This window comes from Pseudomonas sp. TH49, assembly GCF_016650625.1.
In the GTDB taxonomy this organism is placed as follows: domain Bacteria; phylum Pseudomonadota; class Gammaproteobacteria; order Pseudomonadales; family Pseudomonadaceae; genus Aquipseudomonas; species Aquipseudomonas fluorescens_H.
Window position 1 is genome coordinate 416852 of sequence record NZ_JAEKFL010000002.1, and the last position, 23276, is coordinate 440127.

Genomic DNA, 23276 nt, shown 5'->3' on the forward strand with positions numbered 1-23276 from the left:
GAGACCTGACACCTGTTAGAAATTACAGTTTTTCAGATTGTTTAAGAATTACCTCTCAAACCAAAAAAACTAACCATTGGAGTTGCTGAGCTGGCTTCTTGCGCGGCGCATCGAAGATTCATATCCAGCGGTGTTCCCTATAGGAGCTTCTGTAGGCTGCTCAGGAGGCGGAGGAGCGGGGATTCAGCGGCCGTGTGCCGCTTCCGCCAGTTGCCCGGTATCGACTCGCACGAACACCGAATCGCCCACCGCCGTCAGCACTTCCCCGGCGTACACCTCGCAGATCACCCGCGTCTTGCGCCCGACCTCGCCTTCGACCCTGGCGCGCAATGTCAGGGTGACGCCCATCGGCGTGGGTTTGATGAATTTGATGCCGAGGTTGCCGGTCACGCAGTCGATGCGCGGCAGGCTGCCTGGTTCACGTTGTTCATGGCGGTAGTGCCAGGCCATGGCGGTCCAGTTGGAATGGCAGTCGATCAGCATCGCCAGCAGGCCGCCGTACACCAGATCCGGCCAGCCACAGTATTTGTCGTCCGGCAGGTGTTCGGCCATGACGTGCACGCCGTCCTCGTGCCAATAGCTTTTGACGTGCAGCCCGTGGGGGTTGCGGCCGCCGCAGCCGTAGCAGACGCCTTCGGGGGCGGCGAGGTCTTGCAGGGGCGTCTCGGAACGGGTCATCGGTCTGGTCATCCTGAAGTGGTAAGCCCGGTCAGGCGCAGGCGGTTGCGGCCGCCGCGCTTGGATTCGTAGAGCGCGGCGTCGCCTTGCTCGATCAGTGCCGCGAGGCTGGCCGGCGGCTGGTTGAACAGGGTGGCGCCGATGCTCAGCGTCACCGGTTCGGCGGTGGGGAAGGTCTGGGCGGCGTTGCGCTGGAACTGATCGCGCAGGGCGTCGCCCAGTCTGACGATGTGATCACTGGGCGCGTTGCTCAGCAAAATCACAAACTCGTCACCGCCCAAGCGCGCGGCCAATGTCTCATCGGTGGTCTCGGTGCGAATCATTTCGCTCAAGGCGACGAGCAAACGGTCGCCGGCGCTGTGACCGTACTGGTCGTTGACCAGTTTGAAGTTGTCGATGTCGATCAGCAGCAGGGCGCCGGGATGCGCCGGGGAGACGTCCTGCAGCAGGCGCGGCGCGCGCACGTCGAGCGCGCGCCGGTTGTACAGGGCGGTCAGCGGGTCGCGAGCGGCCAATCGGGCGATCTGCTCTTCGCGCCGGTAACGTTCGGTGCCGGTCATCGACAGCGCGATCAGCATGATCGCCATCGCGCCCTCGACCAGCGAGATCTGGATGATGACGCCACGGAACGCGGCGAGGTCGATCAGCGTCCCCGGGATCATCACGGTCAGGGCCTTGGCCACATAGAACAGCCCATGGCCCAGCAGCACGTAGCGCAATTGCACCGCGCCGACGCTCAGCGATTTGCCATGCGGGCGCAGCAGCAGACTGGCCTTGAGCGTCGAGGCGGCCACCAGCAGCGAGTTGGCGGCCAGCATGACTTTCGACCACAGCGGCCCGTCCGGCAGCAACAGCAACACCAGCCAGCAGACGAAGATCAGGTACCAGGCGCGGGACAGGCGAATCTGGGTGAAGCGCGCCACACCGAGCAGAAACAGGAAATGCGCGGTCACCAGCAAGCCGTTGGCAAACCAGATGCCGACCAGCAGAAAGCCGTTGCTGCGTAGCAGTGCCAGGGTGGAACCGACGGTAATCGTGGCGAAACCGGCGCTCCAGAACAGCAGCGAAGGCTCACGAATGCTGCGCCACTCGACCGCCAGATACAGCGCGGCAGCGGCGGCGAGAGCGATCGAGATGGTCAGCATCGTTGGTGGATCGAGCAGCATTTCTTGAAGCGCCTGTCTGAGGGGGCGGTTAGACGGGCGATTGTAAGCGTTCGGGGCTGTTTTGGCAGGAGGTGCGGCGGCTGCCCTCGCAGGCGCCGCACAGGATCGTCACTGACTGGCGTCCAGCACCACGCGATAGCGCGCCTTGCCACTGCGCAGATGATCGACGGCCTCGTTGACCTTGCTCATGGGAAACATCTCGACCTGCGGCAGAATCTGATGCCGGGCGCAGAATTCAAGCATGGTCGCCATGGTGCCGGGCGAGCCGACCGGGGAAGCGGACAGGGATTTCTGCTGGGGGATCAGATCGAACACATGCACCGGAATCGCGTTGGGCACGATCCCGACGAAATGCAGCCGCCCATTGCCGCGCAGGGTGGCGAGCATCGCGGTCCAGTCGAGGTCGGCGTTGGCGCTGATCAGCAGGAAGTCCAGGCTGCCGGCAATCGCTTTCAGCGCGTGGCTGTCAGTCGAGGCGACCACGTTATGCGCGCCCAGACGCCTGGCTTCATCCTGTTTGTTCAAGGACGAGGTAAACGCAGTGACTTCGCAGCCCCACGCGTTGAGAAACCGCAGTGCCAGATGACCGAGGCCACCAATGCCGACCACGCCGACCCGGTCGGTGGGTTTGACGCCGAACTGCAGCAACGGGTTGAACACGGTGGAACCGGCGCAGAACAACGGGCCGACCATCGCCGGATCAAGATTGGCCGGCACCGGAATCGCCCAGGCCCAGTGCGAACGCAAGCGATCGGCAAAGCCGCCGTTGCTGCCGATAATGGTCGGTTGGGCGGTGCCGCACAGTTGCTGCGAGCCGCTGATGCACGACGAACAATGCATGCAGCTGCCCTTGTACCAGCCGATGCCGACGCGTTGGCCGAGTTCGAGGCCGCGCACTTGCGGGCCCAAGCGCACGATTTTGCCGACCACCTCGTGACCCGGCACGAACGGGTAGCGGCTGATGCCCCAGTCGTTGTCGATCAGCGACTGATCGGAGTGACAGACGCCGCAATATTCCACCGCGACTTCCACCTCCTCTTCGCCCAAGGGGCCGGGATCGTAGCTGTAGCGTTCCAGCGGGGCACGGGCGGCGGTGGCGGCCCAGCCGTTGAAAGTTGCGGGTTCGCTGTTGCTCATGGGGGACACCTCCGGTTCGACTGACGGGGACATTGGCAGCCCGGCAAGTCTAGTCGGTCATCGCTGTGGCGCGAGCCAGGTGTCGACGATCCGCCGATCCAGTTCTTCCCAGTACGCCATACCCAGCACGCGCGTGGTGTTCAGCCCGCGCAGATAGCCGCGCAACTGGTTGGCGGTATCGCGCTTGAGCTGCGCATTGGTGATGTTTTTGTCCAGCAACACGCTTTCGTACTGCACCAGGTATTCGGCCACCCGCTCGCGAAAGTCGGGCAAAACCGCGTCGCGGATCAGGTCAAAGGTTCTCAAATCGACTTCCTCACTGTTGTTTTAGTCATTAGGGATGAGCGTGCATCAAACTTTATCGTCGGTAACTATCGCTAGAAGTAATAGTGACCATCACGAAACGCAAGTTCAGCTTTGCATTCAATAGGCGGAAAATCGCTTTCATTGAACACGCAGCTCAAGGAAATTGCGCGATGAAGACACTGACCCGACTGGCGCTGATCGCTCTGCTGATGAGCGGAGTGGTAGCCACGGCACCGTCTTACGCAGACGACGCCTGTGAGTGTCATCTTCAACCGATCGCCGGCAGCAGCGCGACCTTGCAGCATTCACAGACCGTGGGTGTGCTGTACAGCGAAAACACCCGGGAAAACCTGCAGTACCTGACGCGTTACCACGACATGGCGCTGCACGGTGCCAAGGATGCGCTGGACTCGCGGATTCGTGCAGCCTTTGTCCGCAGCTCCGATCCGGAGCTGGCCATCGACTGGTTGCTCAGCTCGTTGCAGCGTCAGTTCATGTCGGTGACCGTTTACGACAACCTCGATGCATTGATTCTGGCGCATCCGGACATCGTGGTGAAACTCGACACCTTCAACCGCTTGCTGACCCAGCAGAACAGCCTGTTCGAAGCGCACTTCATCGCGCGTTTCTACGATGCCGACCTGCAGTACATCGGCAAGGCCGAGGGCTCGGTGGAGAAACAGATCCCGTCGGTCTGGGTCCACGACAAAGCGGCGCAGGAGATTGCCGCGCAGATCGAGAAACAACGTGACCTGCAACTCAATGCCTTGAAGCAGTTCGACGCCTCGCTCAAGGCGCTGGTGGCTTCCAGCTGAACACTAAAAACCAAAAGGGCAGCGGCGGCGCCGTGACGCTGAACCGCTGCCGGTTGAACCAGACCTTTATTTTCAGGATTACCCCGATGCGTGCTTTGTTTGCCCCAACCCTGGCCGTTGCCTCCTTGCTGCTCGGCGGTTGCGCCTCCGCACCGAACGACCCGACGCTGACCTTGCACACCAACAAGACCCCGGCGCAATACGCCGATTGCGTGGTGCCGAAGCTGCAGGGCAGTGCGCTGAACCCGACCGTCTCGCAAACCCAGCGCAGCTACCGGATCGTGGTGCCGAGCAAGGTGTCGGCAGACAACGTGCTGGAAGCCTACAAGGCCGGCAGTGGCGGCAAGGTGTTCATCTACGAGCGTCATTTGCTGGCCTCGAATTTCCTGCCGTCCAGTTTTGAACGCGCCGCCCAGGATTGCATCTGACCCGGCTGCGCAAACCGTTTTAACCGAGCTCCTTTGGTTGGCCGCAACCAACCAATACTTTGCCCCGCACCTCATTCGGTTGCGGGGCTTTTTTTTGGTTCTTCACGGATTACCGGGAAAGACGCTCTTGATCTTCATGAAAAAGAATTCGCTATCCCGGTAACCGTACGCCATCCGCTTGATGACCTTTATTCGATTGTTTATTCCTTCCAACTGACCGGTGTGCATCGGCCAGCGAACCCGGCTCACGATGCCCCGCCAGTAACCCTTTAGCCGTGTGGCGAACTGGATCAGAGCTGGAATTTCGCTTTCATGCGCATGGCGCAGCCATTGCTTCCAGGCCGCTCGCCAACCCCAGGCAGTACTCGGAGTCCAGAGTGTTTTGAGTTCAGCCTTCATCAAATAGACCGTCATCAACGCTTGGTTGGCCGCCAGCAGATCCTCCAGGCGGACCTGTTGTTCCGGCGTTTTCAAGTTCTGCGGATTGCGCAGCAACAGCCATCGCGCCTGCTTGATAACCTTGCGGGCCGGCTTGTCGTGACGCAACCGGTTAGCCTCGTCGACGCGAACCCGATCAATCACCTCTCGGCCATATTTGGCCACCACATGGAAGAGGTCGTAGACCACTCGCGCGTTGGGACAGTGCTGACGAACCTCCAGGTCAAAAGCGGTGTTCATGTCCATCGCCACCGCTTCGATGCGAGCGCAACCCTCTGGCCCCAATTCTTCGAAGAAAGGCCTGACCGCTGCTCGGCTGCGGCCTTCACCGATCCACAGCACGCGGCGTGTATCCGCATCCAGCACCACGCTGGCGTAACGATGACCTTTGAACAGGGCGAATTCGTCCATCACCAGACGTCGCGGTTGCGCCTTTGGCAAAACGCTCAACGCCGCTTGCAAGGCTCGACGCTCCAGCAACCGAACGGTGTCCCAATGCAACCCGAACAGTTGAGCCACATGCAGTGTGGGGAGGCGTTCGCAGGCCTGAATGACCGCCTCGGCCAAACGCCGCGTCATGCGGGCATAGCGGTCCAGCCAACTGACGGCCTCCATACGTTTACCACAGTCACGACAGACAACACGCCTGAGCAACACGCTGAGGCGCACCGCACGGCCGAGAATCGGTAAATCGCGGACGGTTCGCTCGCAATACTCATGCGTGGTTGAACAGGTTTTTTGGCAGCCGCTACAGGAAGGGAATCGGGTGGCGTGGGGAATCAGGTCGATCTGAAGCGCGTCGCCATCAGGCTTGATCGTGACAACAGAAAAGCCCTCCCAAAAAGGAAGGAAAGTATTAATATCGCGCATAAGAACGCCGGTTTGTTAGATGTGTTTGCTCGCACGAACATCATCAATCAAATCGGCGTTCTTGTTTCTGTGTTTCCCGGGATTCCGTGAAGAACCTTTTTTTTGCCGGAGTCTGTGTGGTTCAGGCGACTTGATTCAGCGCCACTATGTAGGCGCTGAACATGTCCGCCAACCCATCGGCGAAAGCCGTGATTTCCTGATCGCTGCGTGCAGTACCGGAAAAGTCCTTGCCCACCGAACTGAGCGTGGTCAGGATCAGATCACAAGTTGCGGTGCGGCTTGCCTCATCGACATCCGGCAGCAATTGCAGCATGAACTCGGCAAAGATCTGCCGTCCGGCGGCGCGCACTTCGTGGGCCTCGGGCGCATCGCGATACAGCGGCGCCGCGTCATTCAGCGCACCGCGCATCTGCGCTTCCTCGCACTCCGAACGGATGAACGCCTGCACCAGTGTGCGGAGACGCAGCAGGGGTGGCTGTTCGGGATTTTCCAGAATTCGCTGCAGCATCTGCGTGGTCTGCAGCCACTCATCGCTCTGTAAACGAAACAGGATCGCCGCCTTGTTGGGGAAGTACTGGTACAGCGAGCCGATGCTCACGCCAGCCTTTTCCGCGACCCGTGCGGTGGTGAATCGGGTCGCGCCATGCTCGGTCAAAACCTGAATAGCCGCCTGCAGAATCGCCGCGACCAAGTCAGCCGAGCGTGCCTGCTGCGGCTGTTTGCGCGAGGAAATACGGGCGGTCTGACGATTGCTCATGGGCGGCTCGGGCCTCGGGAGAAACGCGAATAGCGGATCGAGTGAATCACTCGCATCATTTAAATGCGACGAATCACTCGCATCTTAATCCCCCACTGACGGAAAGCAATCATGACCACCCTGACTTCTGAGCCATTGGCCAGCCTGATCGAACGCCTCTACAGCCAAGCCAGCGCTGCCACCAGCCCGGTACTGGAAACGGTGTCGGGCGCGGAGCGCGAGCACCTGATGCACAGCAAGACCGAGTACCTGAAACTCTACGCCATGCTCAAGGATCTGTGGCTGCCGGTCTCGCGCGACACCGGCAAACTGCTGTACATGCTGGCGCGCAATACCAAGGCCAAAGCGATTGTCGAGTTCGGCACCTCGTTCGGCCTGTCCACTCTGCACCTCGCGGCGGCGCTGCGCGACAACGGTGGCGGCGTATTGATCGGCAGCGAATTCGAATCGTCGAAAATCGCCCTTGCACGCCATCACTTCATCGAGGGCGGCGTCAGCGATCTGGTGGAAATCCGCGAAGGCGATGCGCTCGTCACTCTCGCCAGCGACCTGCCGCCGTCAGTCGACTTGCTCCTGCTCGACGGGGCCAAGGCGTTGTATGGCGACGTGTTGAAACTGGTGGAAAAACACCTGAAACCGGGCGCGCTAGTGGTGGCGGATAACACCAACTATTGCCCGGAATATCTGGCCCACGTACGTGCGCCGCAGAACGGTTACCTGTCGGTGCCGTTTGCGGATGACATCGAGCTGTCGATGCGATTGGGCCGAGCCTGCTTACCTCAGGGGAAAACCGCTACAAACGCATGCCCATTTCGACAGCCCGAGTCTCGAAACCGAACTCCGCATACATCCGCGCGGCACGGCGATTGAATGGCCAGACGGTCAACCGCAGATCCTGGGCATCCTGTTCGATCGCCCAGTTTTTCACGAGATTCATCAGCCCACGGCCGATGCCTTGTCCCGAAAACTGTTCGGCGACACACACCGAGCCGATGCGAACGACATTCTGCGGTTGCATCAACGGCCCTGAACTGGCCGAAAGGCTGGCCGTGATAAACGCCGCAGGTTGATCGCCCACGTGGGCGATGAACACAACGTGACCGGGTTTTTCGAAAAGGCCTGACCAGTGGGGCAGGTCACGGGAAAATTCTGCAGTGGGTGGGGCATAGATGTCGGGGCGGGCAGTGTGATGCACATCGTTGAGCAATTGCCCCAGCTCACACATGCTCAGCGCGTCTGCGCCCGTCGCGGTGCGGTAAGTGATTTGTTCCATGTTGTGCGGTGCTCCTTGATTACGCGTAAGCCTCGAAAGGCCCTGATGATCGCTATTGTTTAAGTCAGTCAGGCTTCCTGCGCCTTGGAGCTGGCGATTGAAAACTCTTTCGGCAGACTGGCGCCATTTTTCGCGGCAAGGATCTCGGCCATCACGCTGACCGCGATTTCCGCCGGTGTCTTGCTGCCAATATAAATGCCGATTGGCCCGTGCAGGCGTTCGAGTGACGCTTGGGTCTCACCAAAATGCTCGATCAGACGTTCGCGACGCAGCTGACTATTGCGCCGCGAACCGATGGCGCCGATGTAAAACGCCGGGCTGTGGAGGGCTTCGAGCAGTGCCAGGTCGTCGAGTCGCGGATCATGACTCAAGGCGACGATGCAGGTGCGCAGATCGACCGCGAAGTCGCGCACCACGTCATCCGGCATGCCGATGATCCGCTCCACGCCGTTCACCGCCCAGGTTTCGAGGTATTCCGCACGCGGGTCGCACACCGCGACCTTGAAGCCGTTGAATAGCGCCATGGTCGCCAGATACTCGGCCAGCGCGCCGGCACCGATCATCAGCAGCCGATACCCCGGCCCGAGGGTATTGAGCATCCGCTGGCCGTCGAAACTGAATTGCTCCGGGGTTGCCGTGGCTTGCAGTGTGACCTGACCGTTATCCAGTGCCAGGCAGCGGCGCACCAGTTGCCCGGCATCCAGTTGCACCAGCAGTTCGTCCAGCACCTGCCACGACGGGTTGAACTCGAGAATCAGCTCAAGCGTGCCGCCACAGGGCAAACCGAAACGATGCGCCTCGTCGGCGCTGAAGCCGTAGCGCACCACCTCGGGCGCAGCGTCCTTGAAGCCGCTGCCGCCATGGGCGGTGGTGTAGCGATCGATCAGGTCGTCTTCGATGCAGCCGCCGGACACGCTGCCGACCGCGCGACCGTCGTTACGCAAGGCCATCATCGACCCTGTCGGACGTGGCGAAGAGCCCCAGGTGCGCGCCACCGTGGCGAGCAACACTCGCTCGCCGGCGGCGAGCCAGTCCCGCGCGGTGCGCAGGACCAGCAAGTCGATGCTTTCCATCAAAGTTCCTCTAACGCATTTGCAGGATGATCGGGCTGCTGCTGGCCGGATCGGTGTGTTCACGCAGCTGGTTGACGGCCTGCGCTTCAACGGCACGGCCCTGATTGCCCCAGGTGCTGCGCATGAAGGTCAGCACTTCGGCGATCTGCTGATCCGACAACTGCTCACGGAAGGCCGGCATGCGATAGGCATCCGGCACTCCGGCGGCCACCACCCGCTGCGAACCGTTGAGGGTGATATTGATCGCCGAGGCACTTTCCTTGGCCAGTGCCGAGGTGGCGCCGGCCAGCGGTGGCATCCATTGCGACTGGCCCTTGCCGTCCAAACCGTGGCACGAAGCACAGCGCGTGACGTAGGTATGAGCACCGGGCGCGTCCAGACGTTCCGTCGCCGAAACCGCTTGGTACTGCCATGGCTGGCCGTCGCGCTGACGGTCCCCCGGCAATGACTTGAGATAACGGGCAATTGCGGTCAGATCGTCATCGCTCATGAACTGCGTGGAGTTGTTGAACGCCTCGGTCATCGAGCCGTAAACCACTGCGTGTCTGTTGCGCCCGGTCTTGAGGAACTGCACGATCTCCGGCTCGCTCCAGCGGCCCAGGCCGGTGTTGTGGTCATCCCGAAGGCTCGGCGCGTACCAGCCATCGAGCAAGGCGCCGGCGAGGTACGGCGTGGCGGATTCATCCAGGGCCTTCTCGTTGAACGCCAGACCGCGCGGCGTATGGCAACTGCCGCAGTGTCCGGCGCCTTGAACGAGATAGGCGCCGCGATTCCACACTTCATCCTGCGACGCTTTGGCCACGTAAGGTTCGGTATCGGCAAACACACCGTTCCACAGCGCAATCGGCCAGCGCAGGTTCAACGGGAAAGGAATCGCGCTCGGGATATTCGCCTGCTTGACCGGTGCCACGCCTTTCATGAAGAACGCGTACAGCGCTCGCATGTCGTCGTCACTGAGCTTGGCGTAGGACGGGTAGGGCATCGCCGGGTACAGACGACGGCTGTCGGGTGCCACGCCGTGGCGCACCGCACGGTCGAAGTCCGCCAGGCTGTAGCGACCGATGCCGGTTTCCGGCTCCGGGGTGATGTTGGTCGCGTGAATCGCGCCCAGAGGTGTGGCCATTTCCAGGCCGCCAGCGAACGGTGCGCCGCCCGGCACGCTGTGGCACGCGACGCAATCGCTGAGTCGGGCGACGTATTCGCCACGGGCCACCAGCGCCGGGTCGATATCGGCCACGGCGAGGGGTTGGTGTTCAAGCGGCGAGACAGGCTCGCGGGTGACATACCAGGCCAGCAGGCCTGCCGCGACCAGGCACGGCACTGCCAGCCAGCCAGCGGTTCTTGCGAATCGGCGGTTATTCATGGACGCTCCGGCGCTGATCAAGTGAAGGTGTGTCGGCTCATGGGCAGGCTGCGCACCCGTTGCCCGGTCAGCGTTGCCACCGCATTGGCGACAGCGGGCGCGACGGCGGGCAGCGGTGGTTCGCCGATGCCGCCCATTTTTTCCCCGCTCTCGACAACACGCACGTGGACCCGGGCCATCCGCGCAGGCGGCAGGATCGGATACAAGTCGTAGTTGCGCGCGCGTGGTTTGCCATCAATCCACACGGCTTCCTCCACCAGCGTCTGCGACAATCCCAGCGCCACCGCGCCATTGACCTGCGCTTCGACAATCGCCGGATTGACGATGCTGCCGGGGTCGATCGCCTGCCAGATGTCGTGCACCTTGACCTGACCGTTCTCGATGGAGACCTCGGCGATCACGGCGGTCTGGGTACCGAACGGCGACGCCATCGCCACGCCTCGTGCGCGTTTGCTGCCGTCCGCCGCGGTAAACGGCCCACGCTTCCAGCCACCCGACAGCTCGCCCACTGCTTGCAGCAGCGTGGTCAGTCGTTGGTTGTCGCGCAGCAGATGCAGGCGCAGTTCGAACGGGTCTTTGCCGCCCTTGTCAGCCAGTTCGTCAAGGAACGATTCATAGAAAAAGTCGTTGAGCGAGTTGCCCACCGAACGCCAGTAACCCAGCATCGCCGGGCCTTTGGCGTAGATCTGCGCGATGCGCTTGTTGGGGATTGCATAGGACTTGCCCGATAACCCTTCAAGCGCCGTCGGGTCGAGCTTTTCACCCTGCTTGCCGGCAAGCGCCTCGGTCGGGCCTTCGGTGGCGCTGATTGCTTCGATCGCCAGCGGCCAGCCGTCGTTGTCCAGCGCGGCGCGGAAATTCACGGCGGCTACGGGACGCAGCACGTCGCGCAGGAACTCTTCCTCGCGGCTCCAGATCAGTTTGACCGGGCGGCCAACTGCCTTGGACAGCTCGATCGCCTGCGGGTAGGGGCTGGCGGCGTCGTAGAGGAAATGCCGACCGAAGAAGCCCCCGAGCAATGGCGAATGCAAGGTAATCCGCGACGGGTCCAGCCCCGTGCGTTTGGCGATGTCCGCACGGAACATGTCCGGCGCCTGATTCGGCAGCCAGACTTCCAGCGAACCGTCGGGATTGAATCGGGCCAGCGCCGACGGCGGCTCCAACTGGCCGTGGTTCAGGTACTGGTTGTGGTAGGTGGCGTCGATCCGGGTCTTGGAACTTGCCAGAATTGCAGCCACGTCGCCTTCATTTTCATCATCCTTGGCCGGGCCTTTGTCTTCAGCCAGGCGCTTGAGCCAGGCATCGCTGGAAAAGTCGGCGGGCATCGGCCGTACCTTGCTGTCGGCCGTGGGTTCCTGCCAGTCGACCTGAATCGCTTCCACTGCACGTTTGGCGTGCCACCAGCGCTCGGCGACCACGGCCACGGCACCCGGCAGACGATGCACGGAATGCACGCCTTTCATCGCCTTGACCTGCTCTTCGTTACGCAGATTGCCCACCGTCATCCCCAGACGCGGGGCATGTTGAACGGCGGCGTGGAGCATGTCGTCGACCTTCAGGTCGATGCTGTAGAGCGCCTTGCCCGTGGACTTGTCGTAGGCATCGACGCGCTTCACCGGTTTGCCGATCCAGCGGAACTGGCTCGGATCACGCAGCTGCACCGAGGCCGGATCGGGAACCGGCAGATCCATGGCGTGCTCGGCCAGTGCGCCGTAGGCCACCGAGCGGCCCGACTTCGCGTGCACGACTTTGCCGGGTTCGGTGCTCAGTTCGCTCACCGGCACCCCCAGTTGCTGCGCACCGGCCTGCAGCAGCATGGCGCGGGCGAGGGCGCCGAGGCGGCGCATCACCGGGTAACTCATGCGCACCGACATGCTACCGCCGGTGATGCGCATGCCGTTTTCCATCACCACATAGGCTTCGCCGGGCGGCGCGGCTTCCACCAGGAAAGTCGCCGGGTCGGCATCCAGCTCTTCACCGACGATCTGCGCCATCGCGGTGAACGTACCTTGTCCGCCCTCCATGAACGGGCAGAGCAGGCGCACGCGGTTGTCCGGACGGATTTCCAGAAACGCCGGGACTTGCGTGCCGCGCTCGGCAGTCGCGGCCGCCGCTGCCGCTTGCACGCGCGTCGCACCCAGCGGCAGACCGAAGCCAAGCACCAGTGCGCCGACGGCGGTGCCGGCCAGGAAACGTCTGCGCGACACGTTGATCGGTTCGTGCAAAGCCAGTGCCGAGGCTTCCTGAGCAGGATCGATACGCACGTTCATCAGGCGTCTCCCTTGCCGGCCAGCTCATGCACGGCGGCATGAATGGCGTTGTATGTGCCGCAGCGGCACAGGTTGACCATCGCCGCCTCGATCTGCGCGTCACTCGGTTTTGGGTTTTGCTTGAGCAGCGCCGTGGCGGCCATCACCTGTCCGGACTGGCAGTAGCCGCACTGGGCGACCTGCAGATCGACCCAGGTCGAGACCACGCGTTTGCCCACTTCATCGGCCTCGATCGCCTCAATGGTGGTGACCTCGCGGCCGACCACACCGGCCACCGGCGTAACGCACGAGCGCACCACATTGCCGTCCACCAGCACCGAGCAGGCGCCGCACTGCGCCAGTCCACAGCCGTATTTGGTGCCGGTCATGCCCAGGTCATCGCGGATCACCCACAGCAGGGGCGTATCGGCGTCGGCATCGACCTGATAGGTTTTCTGGTTGATTCGTAGTTCCATGGTTCACCCGCTCGATCATCGGTTGACGTGCATTTTTATAGGCGGTGAAACGCGGCGTGGCGCCTCACCGGTGACGCGTGTTCTTTGCTCAGCTTGCCGCGTTGCCCAGTGCTTCTGCGGCGAAGGGTTCACCGCGCAGCAGCGCGATGTCACGACTGGGTGCGGTGCCGTACAGGCGTGCGTATTCGCGGCTGAACTGCGAGGGGCTTTCGTAGCCGACCGCAAACGCCGCGCGCGAAACGTCCAGACGTTCCATCAACATCAGCCGGCGGGCTTCGTTCAATCGCAGCCACTTCTGGTACTGCAGCGGGCTCATGCCGGTGAGCTGGCGGAAGTGATGGTGAAAGGTCGGTGCGCTCATCTGCACCCGCGCCGCCAGTTCATCGATGCGCAGCGCCATGGTGTAGTTGACCTTGAGCCAGTCGATGGCTTTGGCAATGCGATAACCCTGGCCATCGACGGCCGTGATCTGCCGCAGCCGCGCGCCTTGATCGGTATGGAGCAGCCGATAGTGGATTTCCCGCAGCACCAGCGGCGCCAACACCGGGATCGCCTCGGGTTCATCGAGTAATGCCAACAGGCGCTCGAGCGCACCTTGCAGGGCGCACGTCATGTCGCCAATGCCAGCGCCTGAACCCGAGGATGAATGCCGCTTGGCCGGCAAGCCCACCTTGGTGATGACCTCGGCGAGCATGCCGACATCCAGTTTCAGTACCAGCCCGACACAGGGCTGTTCGGGGCTGGCAACCAGCACTTCGGAGTTGGCGGGCAGATCCAGCGAGGTGACCAGGAACCGCGAAGGGTCGTAGCGGTAACCTTCACCGCCGACCCACAAACGCTTTTCCCCACGGCCCACCAGAATCAGGCTCGGCTCGATCATGCACACGGTCGGTGGCGCCGGCTGATCGCGACGAAACAGCGACAGGCCGGGTATCGACGTGGCGAAGTCGCCCGCTACGCTCACGCGCGAGTCAATGTTCAACGCCAAAGGTGATTCGTGGCGCAGCGAGGTAGGGATCATGTCGGGCAACTCCTGTTGAGTGAACTCTAATCCGCTGCACAGGCGTTTCCTATACATCACCCTGCATCCTCAGAGGATCAGGCAAGCATTCAAGAGGAATGCACTAGGGCAGAGGTCAATCGCCCGGGAGAATGTGTCAAACCATTACAGGAGAGCCGCGATTCGACAACGCGATCCTGACGCCTCTCGCAATACAGGTAGTTCCCATGACTTCCCTTTCTACAGAACAACGCGGCTGGAGCGCCGTGCTGGCCATGTCGTTGGCCGCCTTCGCGCTGGTCGCTTCAGAATTCATGCCGGTCAGCCTGCTGACGCCCATTGCCGCCGAACTGCACATCAGCGAAGGCCAGGCCGGGCAGGGGATCTCCGTGTCCGGTGCATTCGCCCTGATGACCAGTCTGGTGATTGCCGCGGTCGCCGCGCGTGTCGAGCGCAAGAAGTTGCTGCTGGGGCTGACCTTGCTGATGATCGTGTCGGGTACGGTGGTCGCGTTCGCGCCGGGCTACCCCTCGTTCATGTTCGGGCGGGCCCTGATCGGCATCGCGATCGGCGGTTACTGGTCGTTGTCGGCGGCGACCGCGATGCGTCTGGTGCAGCCTGACCAAGTGTCTCGGGCACTGGCGATCGTCAACGGCGGGAACGCACTGGCGACAGTAATCGCCGCTCCGGCGGGCAGCTTCCTCGGCTCGCTGATAGGTTGGCGCGGCGCATTCTTCTGCGTGGTTCCGGTCGCCGCGCTGGCGGCCGTGTGGCTGCTGATCAGTCTGCCGTCCTTCAAGCTCGAGCGTCAGGCCGGTGGCGGCAATGCCCTGCGGCTGATGAAGCAATGGCCGGTCGCCTTGGGGATGGTCGCTGTCAGCGTATTTTTCATGGGGCAATTCATGCTGTTCACCTACCTGCGGCCGTTTCTGGAAGGGGTCACCGGGGTCAGCGTCTCAACCCTGTCCCTGATGCTGCTGGGACTGGGGCTTGCAGGGTTCATCGGGACCTTTGTGATCGAAAGATTCCTCGGCACCGGCCTGTACCGCACGCTTACGGTTATCCCGCTGATAATGGCGGTCATCGCACTGGCGCTGGTGAACTTCGGCGCATCGCCGCTGCTGACCGCGGTGCTGCTCGGGCTATGGGGTCTGGTGGCTACGGCGGCTCCGGTTGGCTGGTGGACATGGCTGGCGCAGACGCTTCCGGAAGATGCCGAAGCCGGCGGAGGGCTGCTCGTGGCCATCGTGCAACTGGCAATCGCCGGAGGGGCAATCGTCGGTGGACTGGCGTTTGACCTGAGCGGTTATAAAGCCACCTTCGAGCTGAGCGCTGCCGTGTTGGTGGTGGCGTCTGTGCTCGCCTGGTTTGCGGGGCGCAGTGCAACTGAGGTTCATCCTATCGAGTCGAACGCGACCGGTTGACGAGATCGGGCCAGCGCTACAGGCATTATCGGTCCCCAATCAATCCTTTCGCAGCGTTCATAGCCTGGCTCAGCTACGCCAGTGGTTCGTGTCGAGACGCTTCATTTCAGGAAACTAGCTAAGCAAGTTAGCTATATGCTAGTTTGGCTTTTCTCATCATGATCAGCCTTGAAATCCTGGATATCTCCTCAGTATGAAGTCGCCATCACCTCCAGTCGAAGATCCGCGCAACCTGCAAATTGCCGGCGACACCGTCGGCCAGCAGTTGCAGCAAATCGCCATTCTGACCCGTAAAGCCTCGAGCAACCTGGGCATGGCGCTGGGCATCAATCAGACCGACATGGCAGCGCTGGAGCACCTGATCACTGACGGGCCCCTGCCGCCAACCGAACTTGCCGCGCGTCTTTCAGTGACCACGGCAGGCATCACCCAGGTCATCGACCGGCTCGAGCGCGCCGGGCATGTGGTGCGTGAGCGTCAGCTGGATGACAAACGCCGGGTGCTGGTCTGTCCCGTGGCCGACTCGGTGGCGCAGGCTTATCGGCATATCGCGCCGATGCTCAACGGCCTGGGCGCAGTGCTCGGCGCACTTGAAGGGCAGGAGCGTGCCGTGGTCGAAGGGTTTCTCGGGCAGGTGATCGAGGTTTACCGCAGTACATTGCCGGGTAGCATCGATTCCACTTCTGAACATCAGGACGCGTGATGAAAGCTCAAAAAGTTCTGGTGACCGGCGCGAGCATCGCCGGGCCTGCCTTGGCGTATTGGTTGTCCCGACAGGGCATGGACGTCACCGTGGTCGAAAGGGCGCCTGCGTTTCGCGATGGTGGGCAGACGATCGATGTGCGTGGCGCCGGTCGCGTCGTCGTGCAGCGTATGGGCCTGGAGGAGCAGATTCGGGCGAACACGACCCATGAACAGGGCATCGCCTTTGTGGATCAGAACAACCAGACCAAGGCGTTCATTGATGTGGATGCCTTCGACGGTGACGGCCCGATTGCCGAGCTGGAAATTCTGCGTGGCGAACTCGCCAGACTCTTGATCCAGCACAGCGAAGATCGGGTCACTTATCGGTTCGGCGACAGCATTGAAACCCTTGAGGACGATGGCGAGCAGGTGCATGTGCGCTTCGAGCAGGGCGGCGAGCAGGTTTACGATCTGGTGATCGTGGCCGAAGGGATCGGTTCGACGACGCGCAATCAGGTGTTCGGTGACGAGGTCCAGCGCCGTCCCCTCAATCTCTACACCGCTTACTTCACTGTGCCTCGGCAGCCGAGCGATGGCCAGATCATGCGCTGGCACAACATTCCCGGCGGCCGCTGCGTGTGTTTGCGCCCGGATAATCTGGGCACTACCCGCGCCTTTTTGTCTTTTCAGCAAGCGCCAAGCGGCTACGAAAAGCTGCCGAAAGATCAGCAGGTAACGCTGCTCAAACAGATATTCACCGATGCCGGTTGGGAAACACCTCGTGTGCTGGCGGCGCTGGAGGAGGCAACCGACCTTTATCTGGACGCGGTGGGCCAGGTCAAGATGCCCCGTTGGTCCAAGGGCCGCATCGCGCTCGTGGGTGACGCCGCGTATTGCGCTTCGCCGATCAGTGGCATGGGCACCAGTCTTGGGCTGTGCGGCGCTTACGTGCTGGCCGGTGAGTTGAGCCGCCACACCAACCACACCGACGCATTCGCCGCTTACGAAAAACGCCTGCGTCCTTTCGTGACGCAAGCGCAAAGCGTGCCGGGATTCGCGCCGAGGCTGGCATCGCCGCATTCGCGGCTTGGCATCGCGCTCGGCCACGCGGTGTTGAGGCTGGCCACCGCGCCGGGGTTCAAAACCTTATTCGGCAAAATTCTCTCGCCGCAGGCTGACGCGATCGAGCTGCCGAGTTATGACCTCCAGCCACGGATTTGCCAATGACACTAAGTGTCATATAGTCTTTCGCACATCACTCATCCAGCCCCACCAAGGATTTCCAATGAACATTCATTTCGTGGTTCACGAAGCATTCGAATCGCCCGGCGCCTATGAAACCTGGGTTCGCGAACGTGGCCATGAAGCGAGTTATTCGCGGGTTCATGCGTATGAGGCCTTGCCCGCGAGCGTCGAGAACATCGACCTGCTAGTGGTGTTGGGCGGCCCGCAATCGCCGGCGACGAGCAAGGAAGAATGCCCGCATTTCGACGCGGCTGCCGAGTGCGATCTGATCCTTAGAGCAATCAACGCCAATAAGGCAGTGGTCGGCGTTTGCCTGGGTGCGCAATTGCTCGGCGAAGCGCTGGGTGCTGTGCATGGCCACAGTCCGGAAAAGGAGATCGGCAATTTTCCGATCGCCGTGACCGAGGCGGGCAAAGACAACGCCAAGGTGGCGCACTTTGGCGATGTGCTCGAAGTCGGGCATTGGCACAACGATATGCCGGGGCTGACGGCGCAGGCGAAGGTCCTCGCCGTCAGTGAGGGCTGCCCGCGTCAGATTGTCGAATACGGCGATCTGGTCTACGGCTTCCAGTGCCATATGGAGTTCACGACGGAGGTCGTGGAGCGCTTGATTGCCGCGTCCCGCGACGAGTTGGCGGCGGCGGTGGATCGGCGTTTCGTTCAGCAGCCGGCGATGCTACGAACCAATGCTTATGAGGAGATGAACCTGAAACTGTTCGAGTTCCTCGACAAGCTGGTGGCGCAGTATCAGCAGCAACGCAATGGCTAGGAATACCGGGCCAGGCGCTCACTCCAGTTGCCGCCGTGCGTGCGTTGGCACGCCTCCTCGGAGTCGAGTCGCACGTTGCGGTCTGAGGGGGGCAGGTCGATGTCGGCCTCCCTCAGCGCGGTGGCTGTCAGTTCAAAAATGCGTGCCTTGGCTTGCGTCAGGGCGAGGTTTTTGTCGGCCTCGGTTTCGAACACCCAGATGACTTTAAGGGTTGCCGCCAACGCGTTCAGGTCTGCGGTGTGGGTCAGCCAGGTGAAGCCTTTGATTTCGCCTTTTGCGGTTTCACACGCGTCGGTGAGTGTGGCAATCAAGCGTCGCTCGATCCGTGCCAGTTCTCGTTTTCCAGGGGGCATTGCAGATCCTTCGGTGACAGTGGTGGTGTGGAGATAGGTTTATCCGGTGGGTCTTGCGAAACAGGGCACTTGCGCGTCGCGCCCTCATGTTGCTGTGGGAGCGGGCTTGCTCGCGAAAGCGGTATGCCTGTGATGTCAGTGTTGACTGAGCCGACGCATTCGCGAGCAAGCCCGCTCCCACAAGGATTGCGGGTGATCCCGGATCCCCAAGTCCAACACAAGTCCCACTGTAATTGCTGGGGCTCTCAAATCCTCATGTCCAACCCGAACCCTTGTGGGAGCGCGGCGTCAATCCAGATCGCTGGCCTGATGCCGTTCAGGAACCTGGCTGGCCTCGTCACCCCAGGTGCGATTGACGCGCTGGCCACGAATCACCGCAGGGCGTTGGGCGATTTCTTCTGCCCAGCGCTGCAAGTGCGTGTAATCCTGTGCCGATAGAAATTCAGCCGCCGAATACACGTTATTGCGCACCAGTTGCCCGTACCACGGCCAGACCGCGATGTCGGCGATGGTGTAGCTGTCGCCGGCCAGGTAGCGGCTCTCGCCAAGGCGCCGGTCAAGCACATCAAGCTGACGCTTGGCTTCCATGGTGAAGCGGTTGATCGGGTATTCGAGCTTCTCCGGCGCATACGCATAGAAGTGCCCGAAGCCGCCGCCCAGATAAGGCGCCGCGCCCATTTGCCAGAACAGCCAGTTCAGGGTTTCCGTGCGACCGGCGGGATCTTTCGGCAGGAAGGCGCCGAATTTTTCCGCCAGATACAGCAGGATCGAACCGGACTCGAACACCCGAATCGGCGGCTGTGTGCTGCGGTCGAGCAGCGCTGGAATCTTCGAGTTCGGATTGATCTCGACAAAACCGCTGGAGAACTGATCCCCCTCGTTGATGCGGATCAGCCACGCATCGTACTCGGCACCGGTATGCCCCAGTGCGAGCAATTCTTCCAGGAGGATGGTCACCTTCACGCCGTTGGGCGTCGCCAGCGAATACAGCTGCAACGGATGCTTGCCCCCCGGCAACGTCTTTTCATGGGTCGGCCCGGCAATCGGGCGGTTGATATTGGCGAACTGGCCGCCGGACGGCGCTTCGTGTTTCCAGACCTTGGGCGGTACGTAGGGCGCTTTACTCATGAAATGGGCCTCATCGTGGGTGTGCCGAGGGATACCTCGACAGGTATCAGACTCGACAGCATAAACGCTCTACCTCAGGACTGTGCAACCCCGGGAATCATCAAACACGCCGCCAGACCAATCAGTGCGGTACCAATCACCTTGTCGATGAGCCGCTGTTTTTCCAGCATCAGGCGGCGTAATCGATCCGTTGAAAAAAACAGTGCAACCAGGCTGAACCACGCCCAGTGAGTGAACGACATGAACAAGCCATAGGCGAAGTTTGCTGTCAGGGAACTGCCTGGCTCCACCACCTGGCTGTACGCCGCCACCACGAACAGCATGGTTTTCGGATTCAGTGCATTGGTCAGAAAGCCTGAGCAGAACACCTTCCAGGCACGGGGTGCCGAAGCGCCCGCCTCGGCAAATGTCAGTACAGATTTATTGGTAAAGGATTTGATGCCCAGATAGACCAGGTAACCGGCACCCAGCAGCTTCATCATCCAGAACAGTACCGGCGATTGAGTAATGATCAGCGCCACCCCGAACACGGTGTAGAACACATGAACCTGCACGCCGCAGGCAATGCCCAGCGCAGCCAGCAAACCGCTTCGCCGGCCATAGGCGTAACTGTTGCGGGTGACCATGGCAAAGTCCGGCCCTGGACTGATCACGGCCAAAATGGTGATCGCGATTACCAGAAACAACTCGTTCATTCCTGCTCTCTCCATGACGATATTTGCGCTACTCGAATTCACAGATATCGAGCTTCGATCTGTACCAACGACCAACAGTGGTTGATGCAAATCTGCTCTAGCGGACTCGAGCGGCGCCATGATGGAGAAGTATCTTCGGCAAAAAAAACGATTTATAGTCGCGAAAATCTGTGAGAAATCATCGCCTATATGAACCTTCCCCCATTGGCTGCCTTTCGCTTCTTCAACACCGCCGCCCAGACCCAGAGTTTTGTAAAAGCTGCCGAGCTTCTGCACGTTACCCACGGTGCGGTCAGCCGCCAGGTGCGCTTGCTGGAGGAGGCGATTGGCGTGGAATTGTTCGAGCGGCGCAATCGGGCGATCTTTCTCAACCACGCCGGGCGCTTGCTGTTCAATGTCACCGCGCCGATGTTCGAACAGTTGGAAAGCGCTGTTTATCGTCTGCAACGCGAAGTCCACGATGACGTGCTGGTAGTGTCCTGCGAGCCGACCATCGCCATGAAATGGCTGATTCCGCGCTTGCCTGACTTCCACAGCGCACACCCACAGTTGCAGGTGCAATTGCTGACGGCCGGCGGGCCCATCGACTTCGCTCGTTCAGGGGTGGATCTGGCGATCCGCCGTGACGATTTTCATTGGGACGAGACCGTGCATGGGGTGACCCTTTGTGAGGAGTGGATCGGCCCGGTCTGCGTGCCGTCCAGTCGTCCTGCAAGCGATCATTTGCGCGGTGCCTGCATGCTGCGCAGCAAGACGCGCCCACAGGCGTGGGATAACTGGCTTCGACTGGCCGACATGATCACGGTGCAGGTCAGTCGGGTCGACTACGAACACTTCTATCTGTGCATTCAAGCGGCGTTGGCGGGGCAAGGGATCGCCATGGCGTCGTTTCTGATGGTTCAGGACGAGCTCAAATCCGGCCAATTGATCGCGCCTTTCGGCTTCATTCGCGACGGCTCGAGTTATTGCCTGTTATCGCCGCAACCCTTTGAGCAGAGCACCAATGCCATGGTTTTCCGCGAGTGGATCACCCAGCAGATGAGCGCCTGTAGCCGGCAGTTTGAGGGGGCTGATGATTCGCCCGGCGCTATTTAGTGATGCTGCCCTGACGCAGGTCCGCGCAAAAAATATCCACGCTGCCATCGGTCGCCGCCGTGCGCACTACCACGGAGTAATTGCCGGATAGCAATGGCGACAGGGCCACCGGCGCGCTCCGGGAAAACGTCCAGCCACGAATCGCCTGTCGTTCGGTATTGACCCTGTCGTTCAACGCATAGGCCACCGGTCCCGGCTGCTGGCAACTGCCCTTGTTGATAAAGGCATATAGGCGCAAGGGCAGCGAGGCACCGCTCGGCGCGCCGCTGATGAAGAAACTGAAGTTGGTTTGCTGGCCCCAGTCAGACAGCGTGACATTGCCGATCTGCCCGGTGTTTTGACGGGTGGCGGTCAACGGCAGGTTCACGCTGGAGCCGGATGAACCGGCGCATCCGGCAAGGGCGGTTGCTATCAGGATTGCTGTGAGTGGAGTGGTGAGCTTCATTACCGATCTCCTGAGTTGAGAGGCTGCAATGAGCCAGTTAAGCAGATCGGCACGCCGGTATGCGCCGCGGCTCAAGGCGCTTGCATCGGCCAGCGTCTGTTCAGGTGTTCAGTTAGATAATCCATGAAAGCTCTGACCTTCGGCGTCATCGCCGCTCGCTCTTGCACGCAGGCGTAGATGTCCATCGGTTCGACATAAGCCTGCGCCTCACCTTGGAGATCGTCGAACAGTGGCACCAGTTGACCGCTCTCAAGATAAGGCGCGGCGACGAATTCGGCCAGGCGCGTAACGCCTGCGCCGTTGACTGCCATTTGCGTCAGAACATCGATGTCGTCGCTGATGGCGGTGGCGTTGATCGGGGCGTCGTAGTGCTCGCCGTTGCGGAGGAAACCCCAGCGCAGAAAACGCCCGTCCAATGGATAACGGAACGCCAGACAGGCGTGGTGTTGCAGGTCTTGCGGTGATTGCGGCACGCCGGCGCGTTCGAGGTAGGCGGGGGCGGCGCAGAAGATGAACGGCAGGGAAACAATCCGGCGCGCGACGATGCCGTCTTCCAGTTGCGGCTTGATCCGCAGGCTCAGGTCGATGCCGTCCTGGATGTGATTGATCTTGCCGTTGGTGGTCGACAGCTCGACCAGCAGGCGCGGATGCAGCGCGGCGAAACTGGCGAGTAACGGCGCCAGGACGTGGCGGCCGAATGCGCTGGTGGAGGCGATGCTCAAACGCCCTTGCAGTTCGCTTTCATCGCTGACGATCGCACTTTGCGCCGACTCCAGATCAGCCGCGATGCGTCGCACCTTTTCGTAATACAGCGCACCATTTTCGGTGAGGGCCATGCGGCGGGTGGTGCGCTGCAACAAGCGAACGCCGAGGTGCGTTTCGAGGCGATTGAGGGTCTGGCTCACCGCTGCTGCACTGACACCCAGCGTCTTGGCGGCGCCGACGATGGAGCCGGCTTCGACCACTTTGATAAAGCTGGCAATCGCCGCCAACAGATTCATCCGTGTCCCGCCGCATGGGTTTGATTCGTAAGTTGTGCTTTATAAAGTACCTGTGGCGGGCCGTCTAGTTGCGCGCAGGGCGGCTTTGCTAAGGTGCCGACTCCCTGTCAACGGATGGAAAAGCCCTATGAATCAAAGAACCACCACCGATGCCTTATATCTCGGTCGGCGCAAGCTGTCGCCGCGAGCGACGCCCTATGTGTTTGCGTTGTACATGGCGACGATCATGGCGTTCCTGATGTCGCTGGTGATCACCGCCGCCAATTCCGGGATTGATAACGACTACCTGAGTAATGCGTTGCACGCTTACAAGCTGGCAATGCCGGTGGCTTTCCTTTGCATCCTCGTGGTGCGGCCGATTGTGATCAAACTGGTAGCGCTGACGGTGCATCCGCATCGTTGATGCGT

The 23276-nt window shown here is 61.3% G+C and carries 25 protein-coding genes and 1 pseudogene; 9 read left to right on the forward strand and 17 right to left on the reverse strand.

Features of this window, described 5'->3' with window-relative positions; all coding sequences use genetic code 11:
• Positions 1-183: 183 nt before the first annotated feature.
• The 4 genes from JFU48_RS19320 to JFU48_RS19335 form a co-directional block, all read right to left on the reverse strand.
• Positions 184-678, reverse strand: coding sequence for a PaaI family thioesterase (locus tag JFU48_RS19320; RefSeq protein WP_201137339.1), 495 nt, complete (start codon positions 676-678; stop codon positions 184-186).
• Between the two features lie 8 nt (positions 679-686).
• On the reverse strand, positions 687-1844 hold the full coding sequence (locus JFU48_RS19325) for a GGDEF domain-containing protein (protein ID WP_201137340.1): 1158 nt from the start codon (positions 1842-1844) through the stop codon (positions 687-689).
• Positions 1845-1952: 108 nt separating this feature from the next.
• The gene (gene ahr, locus JFU48_RS19330; RefSeq protein ID WP_201137341.1) at positions 1953-2981 is read right to left on the reverse strand and encodes an NADPH-dependent aldehyde reductase Ahr; all 1029 of its coding nucleotides are present in this window, start codon (positions 2979-2981) and stop codon (positions 1953-1955) included.
• A 57-nt stretch (positions 2982-3038) separates the two neighbouring features.
• Positions 3039-3287, reverse strand: coding sequence for a hypothetical protein (locus JFU48_RS19335; protein WP_103521989.1), 249 nt, complete (start codon positions 3285-3287; stop codon positions 3039-3041).
• A 170-nt stretch (positions 3288-3457) separates the two neighbouring features.
• Here JFU48_RS19335 and JFU48_RS19340 point away from each other — a divergent pair, with 170 nt between their 5' ends.
• Both JFU48_RS19340 and JFU48_RS19345 read left to right on the forward strand, forming a co-directional pair.
• Positions 3458-4102 carry a hypothetical protein gene (locus tag JFU48_RS19340; RefSeq protein ID WP_003225851.1) on the forward strand — a complete coding sequence of 215 codons (645 nt, stop codon included), beginning with the start codon at positions 3458-3460 and terminating at the stop codon, positions 4100-4102.
• 86 nt (positions 4103-4188) lie between these two features.
• Positions 4189-4530: a hypothetical protein gene (locus JFU48_RS19345; protein WP_103484147.1), complete on the forward strand. Its 342-nt coding sequence runs from the start codon at positions 4189-4191 to the stop codon at positions 4528-4530.
• A gap of 102 nt (positions 4531-4632) precedes the next feature.
• On the opposite strand, the gene JFU48_RS19350 is transcribed toward JFU48_RS19345, so the two are convergent.
• The gene (locus JFU48_RS19350; protein WP_201135813.1) at positions 4633-5838 is read right to left on the reverse strand and encodes an ISL3 family transposase; all 1206 of its coding nucleotides are present in this window, start codon (positions 5836-5838) and stop codon (positions 4633-4635) included.
• Positions 5839-5959: 121 nt separating this feature from the next.
• On the reverse strand, positions 5960-6595 hold the full coding sequence (locus tag JFU48_RS19355; RefSeq protein WP_201137342.1) for a TetR family transcriptional regulator: 636 nt from the start codon (positions 6593-6595) through the stop codon (positions 5960-5962).
• A 111-nt stretch (positions 6596-6706) separates the two neighbouring features.
• Between JFU48_RS19355 and JFU48_RS19360 the strand changes: the two are divergent.
• Positions 6707-7360 (forward strand): annotated as a pseudogene (locus JFU48_RS19360) (O-methyltransferase); the annotation flags it as partial.
• 28 nt (positions 7361-7388) lie between these two features.
• On the opposite strand, the gene JFU48_RS19365 reads toward JFU48_RS19360, so the two are convergent.
• From JFU48_RS19365 to JFU48_RS19390, 6 genes are all read right to left on the reverse strand, one after another.
• Positions 7389-7868, reverse strand: a complete 480-nt coding sequence (locus tag JFU48_RS19365) for a GNAT family N-acetyltransferase (protein WP_201137343.1) — start codon at positions 7866-7868, stop codon at positions 7389-7391.
• Between the two features lie 68 nt (positions 7869-7936).
• The gene (locus tag JFU48_RS19370) at positions 7937-8941 is read right to left on the reverse strand and encodes an XdhC family protein (RefSeq protein WP_201137344.1); all 1005 of its coding nucleotides are present in this window, start codon (positions 8939-8941) and stop codon (positions 7937-7939) included.
• A gap of 10 nt (positions 8942-8951) precedes the next feature.
• Positions 8952-10304, reverse strand: a complete 1353-nt coding sequence (locus JFU48_RS19375) for a c-type cytochrome (protein ID WP_201137345.1) — start codon at positions 10302-10304, stop codon at positions 8952-8954.
• A 17-nt stretch (positions 10305-10321) separates the two neighbouring features.
• Positions 10322-12574, reverse strand: coding sequence for a xanthine dehydrogenase family protein molybdopterin-binding subunit (locus JFU48_RS19380; protein ID WP_201137346.1), 2253 nt, complete (start codon positions 12572-12574; stop codon positions 10322-10324).
• On the reverse strand, positions 12574-13029 hold the full coding sequence (locus JFU48_RS19385) for a (2Fe-2S)-binding protein (protein WP_011333895.1): 456 nt from the start codon (positions 13027-13029) through the stop codon (positions 12574-12576). The genes JFU48_RS19380 and JFU48_RS19385 overlap by 1 nt, the downstream gene beginning before the upstream one ends.
• Before the next feature lie 88 nt (positions 13030-13117).
• Positions 13118-14050 (reverse strand): AraC family transcriptional regulator, encoded by a 933-nt coding sequence (locus tag JFU48_RS19390; protein ID WP_201137347.1) that lies wholly within the window; start codon positions 14048-14050, stop codon positions 13118-13120.
• A gap of 206 nt (positions 14051-14256) precedes the next feature.
• Here JFU48_RS19390 and JFU48_RS19395 point away from each other — a divergent pair, with 206 nt between their 5' ends.
• The 4 genes from JFU48_RS19395 to JFU48_RS19410 all read left to right on the forward strand — a co-directional run bounded on the left by JFU48_RS19395 (position 14257) and on the right by JFU48_RS19410 (position 18151).
• On the forward strand, positions 14257-15453 hold the full coding sequence (locus JFU48_RS19395; protein ID WP_201137348.1) for an MFS transporter: 1197 nt from the start codon (positions 14257-14259) through the stop codon (positions 15451-15453).
• A 193-nt stretch (positions 15454-15646) separates the two neighbouring features.
• Positions 15647-16156 carry a MarR family winged helix-turn-helix transcriptional regulator gene (locus JFU48_RS19400; RefSeq protein WP_201137349.1) on the forward strand — a complete coding sequence of 170 codons (510 nt, stop codon included), beginning with the start codon at positions 15647-15649 and terminating at the stop codon, positions 16154-16156.
• Positions 16156-17364: an FAD-dependent monooxygenase gene (locus JFU48_RS19405; RefSeq protein WP_103522248.1), complete on the forward strand. Its 1209-nt coding sequence runs from the start codon at positions 16156-16158 to the stop codon at positions 17362-17364. The genes JFU48_RS19400 and JFU48_RS19405 overlap by 1 nt, the downstream gene beginning before the upstream one ends.
• 58 nt (positions 17365-17422) lie before the next feature.
• On the forward strand, positions 17423-18151 hold the full coding sequence (locus JFU48_RS19410; protein ID WP_201137350.1) for a type 1 glutamine amidotransferase: 729 nt from the start codon (positions 17423-17425) through the stop codon (positions 18149-18151).
• Here the strand turns inward: JFU48_RS19410 and JFU48_RS19415 are convergent.
• The 3 genes from JFU48_RS19415 to JFU48_RS19425 all read right to left on the reverse strand — a co-directional run bounded on the left by JFU48_RS19415 (position 18148) and on the right by JFU48_RS19425 (position 20327).
• Positions 18148-18504 carry a hypothetical protein gene (locus JFU48_RS19415; RefSeq protein WP_103522450.1) on the reverse strand — a complete coding sequence of 119 codons (357 nt, stop codon included), beginning with the start codon at positions 18502-18504 and terminating at the stop codon, positions 18148-18150. The two genes, JFU48_RS19410 and JFU48_RS19415, sit on opposite strands and share 4 nt — an antisense overlap.
• Positions 18505-18792: 288 nt before the next feature.
• Complete coding sequence (yghU, locus tag JFU48_RS19420) at positions 18793-19632, reverse strand: glutathione-dependent disulfide-bond oxidoreductase (protein ID WP_201137351.1); 840 nt, start codon at positions 19630-19632, stop codon at positions 18793-18795.
• Positions 19633-19706: 74 nt separating this feature from the next.
• Positions 19707-20327 (reverse strand): LysE family translocator, encoded by a 621-nt coding sequence (locus JFU48_RS19425; RefSeq protein ID WP_003225827.1) that lies wholly within the window; start codon positions 20325-20327, stop codon positions 19707-19709.
• 189 nt (positions 20328-20516) lie between these two features.
• Here JFU48_RS19425 and JFU48_RS19430 point away from each other — a divergent pair, with 189 nt between their 5' ends.
• Entirely contained in the window at positions 20517-21422 is a 906-nt protein-coding gene (locus JFU48_RS19430) for a LysR substrate-binding domain-containing protein (protein WP_201137352.1), read from the forward strand.
• Here JFU48_RS19430 and JFU48_RS19435 read toward each other — a convergent pair.
• Both JFU48_RS19435 and JFU48_RS19440 read right to left on the reverse strand, forming a co-directional pair.
• Complete coding sequence (locus JFU48_RS19435; protein WP_201137353.1) at positions 21415-21867, reverse strand: hypothetical protein; 453 nt, start codon at positions 21865-21867, stop codon at positions 21415-21417. The genes JFU48_RS19430 and JFU48_RS19435 overlap by 8 nt on opposite strands.
• 71 nt (positions 21868-21938) lie before the next feature.
• Complete coding sequence (locus tag JFU48_RS19440) at positions 21939-22868, reverse strand: LysR family transcriptional regulator (protein ID WP_201137354.1); 930 nt, start codon at positions 22866-22868, stop codon at positions 21939-21941.
• 127 nt (positions 22869-22995) lie between these two features.
• Here JFU48_RS19440 and JFU48_RS19445 point away from each other — a divergent pair, with 127 nt between their 5' ends.
• Positions 22996-23271: a DUF2798 domain-containing protein gene (locus tag JFU48_RS19445; protein WP_103485883.1), complete on the forward strand. Its 276-nt coding sequence runs from the start codon at positions 22996-22998 to the stop codon at positions 23269-23271.
• Positions 23272-23276 lie beyond the last annotated feature (5 nt).

What these genes read in the sequence shown, in the direction of transcription:
- JFU48_RS19320 (WP_201137339.1), bottom strand. Translation starts at nt 678, where the DNA reads ATGACCCGTTCCGAGACGCCCCTGCAAGACCTCGCCGCCCCCGAAGGC.
- JFU48_RS19325 (WP_201137340.1), bottom strand. Translation starts at nt 1,844, where the DNA reads ATGCTGCTCGATCCACCAACGATGCTGACCATCTCGATCGCTCTCGCC.
- ahr (WP_201137341.1), bottom strand. Translation starts at nt 2,981, where the DNA reads ATGAGCAACAGCGAACCCGCAACTTTCAACGGCTGGGCCGCCACCGCC.
- JFU48_RS19340 (WP_003225851.1), top strand. Translation starts at nt 3,458, where the DNA reads ATGAAGACACTGACCCGACTGGCGCTGATCGCTCTGCTGATGAGCGGA.
- JFU48_RS19345 (WP_103484147.1), top strand. Translation starts at nt 4,189, where the DNA reads ATGCGTGCTTTGTTTGCCCCAACCCTGGCCGTTGCCTCCTTGCTGCTC.
- JFU48_RS19350 (WP_201135813.1), bottom strand. Translation starts at nt 5,838, where the DNA reads ATGCGCGATATTAATACTTTCCTTCCTTTTTGGGAGGGCTTTTCTGTT.
- JFU48_RS19355 (WP_201137342.1), bottom strand. Translation starts at nt 6,595, where the DNA reads ATGAGCAATCGTCAGACCGCCCGTATTTCCTCGCGCAAACAGCCGCAG.
- JFU48_RS19365 (WP_201137343.1), bottom strand. Translation starts at nt 7,868, where the DNA reads ATGGAACAAATCACTTACCGCACCGCGACGGGCGCAGACGCGCTGAGC.
- JFU48_RS19370 (WP_201137344.1), bottom strand. Translation starts at nt 8,941, where the DNA reads ATGGAAAGCATCGACTTGCTGGTCCTGCGCACCGCGCGGGACTGGCTC.
- JFU48_RS19375 (WP_201137345.1), bottom strand. Translation starts at nt 10,304, where the DNA reads ATGAATAACCGCCGATTCGCAAGAACCGCTGGCTGGCTGGCAGTGCCG.
- JFU48_RS19380 (WP_201137346.1), bottom strand. Translation starts at nt 12,574, where the DNA reads ATGAACGTGCGTATCGATCCTGCTCAGGAAGCCTCGGCACTGGCTTTG.
- JFU48_RS19385 (WP_011333895.1), bottom strand. Translation starts at nt 13,029, where the DNA reads ATGGAACTACGAATCAACCAGAAAACCTATCAGGTCGATGCCGACGCC.
- JFU48_RS19390 (WP_201137347.1), bottom strand. Translation starts at nt 14,050, where the DNA reads ATGATCCCTACCTCGCTGCGCCACGAATCACCTTTGGCGTTGAACATT.
- JFU48_RS19395 (WP_201137348.1), top strand. Translation starts at nt 14,257, where the DNA reads ATGACTTCCCTTTCTACAGAACAACGCGGCTGGAGCGCCGTGCTGGCC.
- JFU48_RS19400 (WP_201137349.1), top strand. Translation starts at nt 15,647, where the DNA reads ATGAAGTCGCCATCACCTCCAGTCGAAGATCCGCGCAACCTGCAAATT.
- JFU48_RS19405 (WP_103522248.1), top strand. Translation starts at nt 16,156, where the DNA reads ATGAAAGCTCAAAAAGTTCTGGTGACCGGCGCGAGCATCGCCGGGCCT.
- JFU48_RS19410 (WP_201137350.1), top strand. Translation starts at nt 17,423, where the DNA reads ATGAACATTCATTTCGTGGTTCACGAAGCATTCGAATCGCCCGGCGCC.
- JFU48_RS19415 (WP_103522450.1), bottom strand. Translation starts at nt 18,504, where the DNA reads ATGCCCCCTGGAAAACGAGAACTGGCACGGATCGAGCGACGCTTGATT.
- yghU (WP_201137351.1), bottom strand. Translation starts at nt 19,632, where the DNA reads ATGAGTAAAGCGCCCTACGTACCGCCCAAGGTCTGGAAACACGAAGCG.
- JFU48_RS19425 (WP_003225827.1), bottom strand. Translation starts at nt 20,327, where the DNA reads ATGAACGAGTTGTTTCTGGTAATCGCGATCACCATTTTGGCCGTGATC.
- JFU48_RS19430 (WP_201137352.1), top strand. Translation starts at nt 20,517, where the DNA reads ATGAACCTTCCCCCATTGGCTGCCTTTCGCTTCTTCAACACCGCCGCC.
- JFU48_RS19435 (WP_201137353.1), bottom strand. Translation starts at nt 21,867, where the DNA reads ATGAAGCTCACCACTCCACTCACAGCAATCCTGATAGCAACCGCCCTT.
- JFU48_RS19440 (WP_201137354.1), bottom strand. Translation starts at nt 22,868, where the DNA reads ATGAATCTGTTGGCGGCGATTGCCAGCTTTATCAAAGTGGTCGAAGCC.
- JFU48_RS19445 (WP_103485883.1), top strand. Translation starts at nt 22,996, where the DNA reads ATGAATCAAAGAACCACCACCGATGCCTTATATCTCGGTCGGCGCAAG.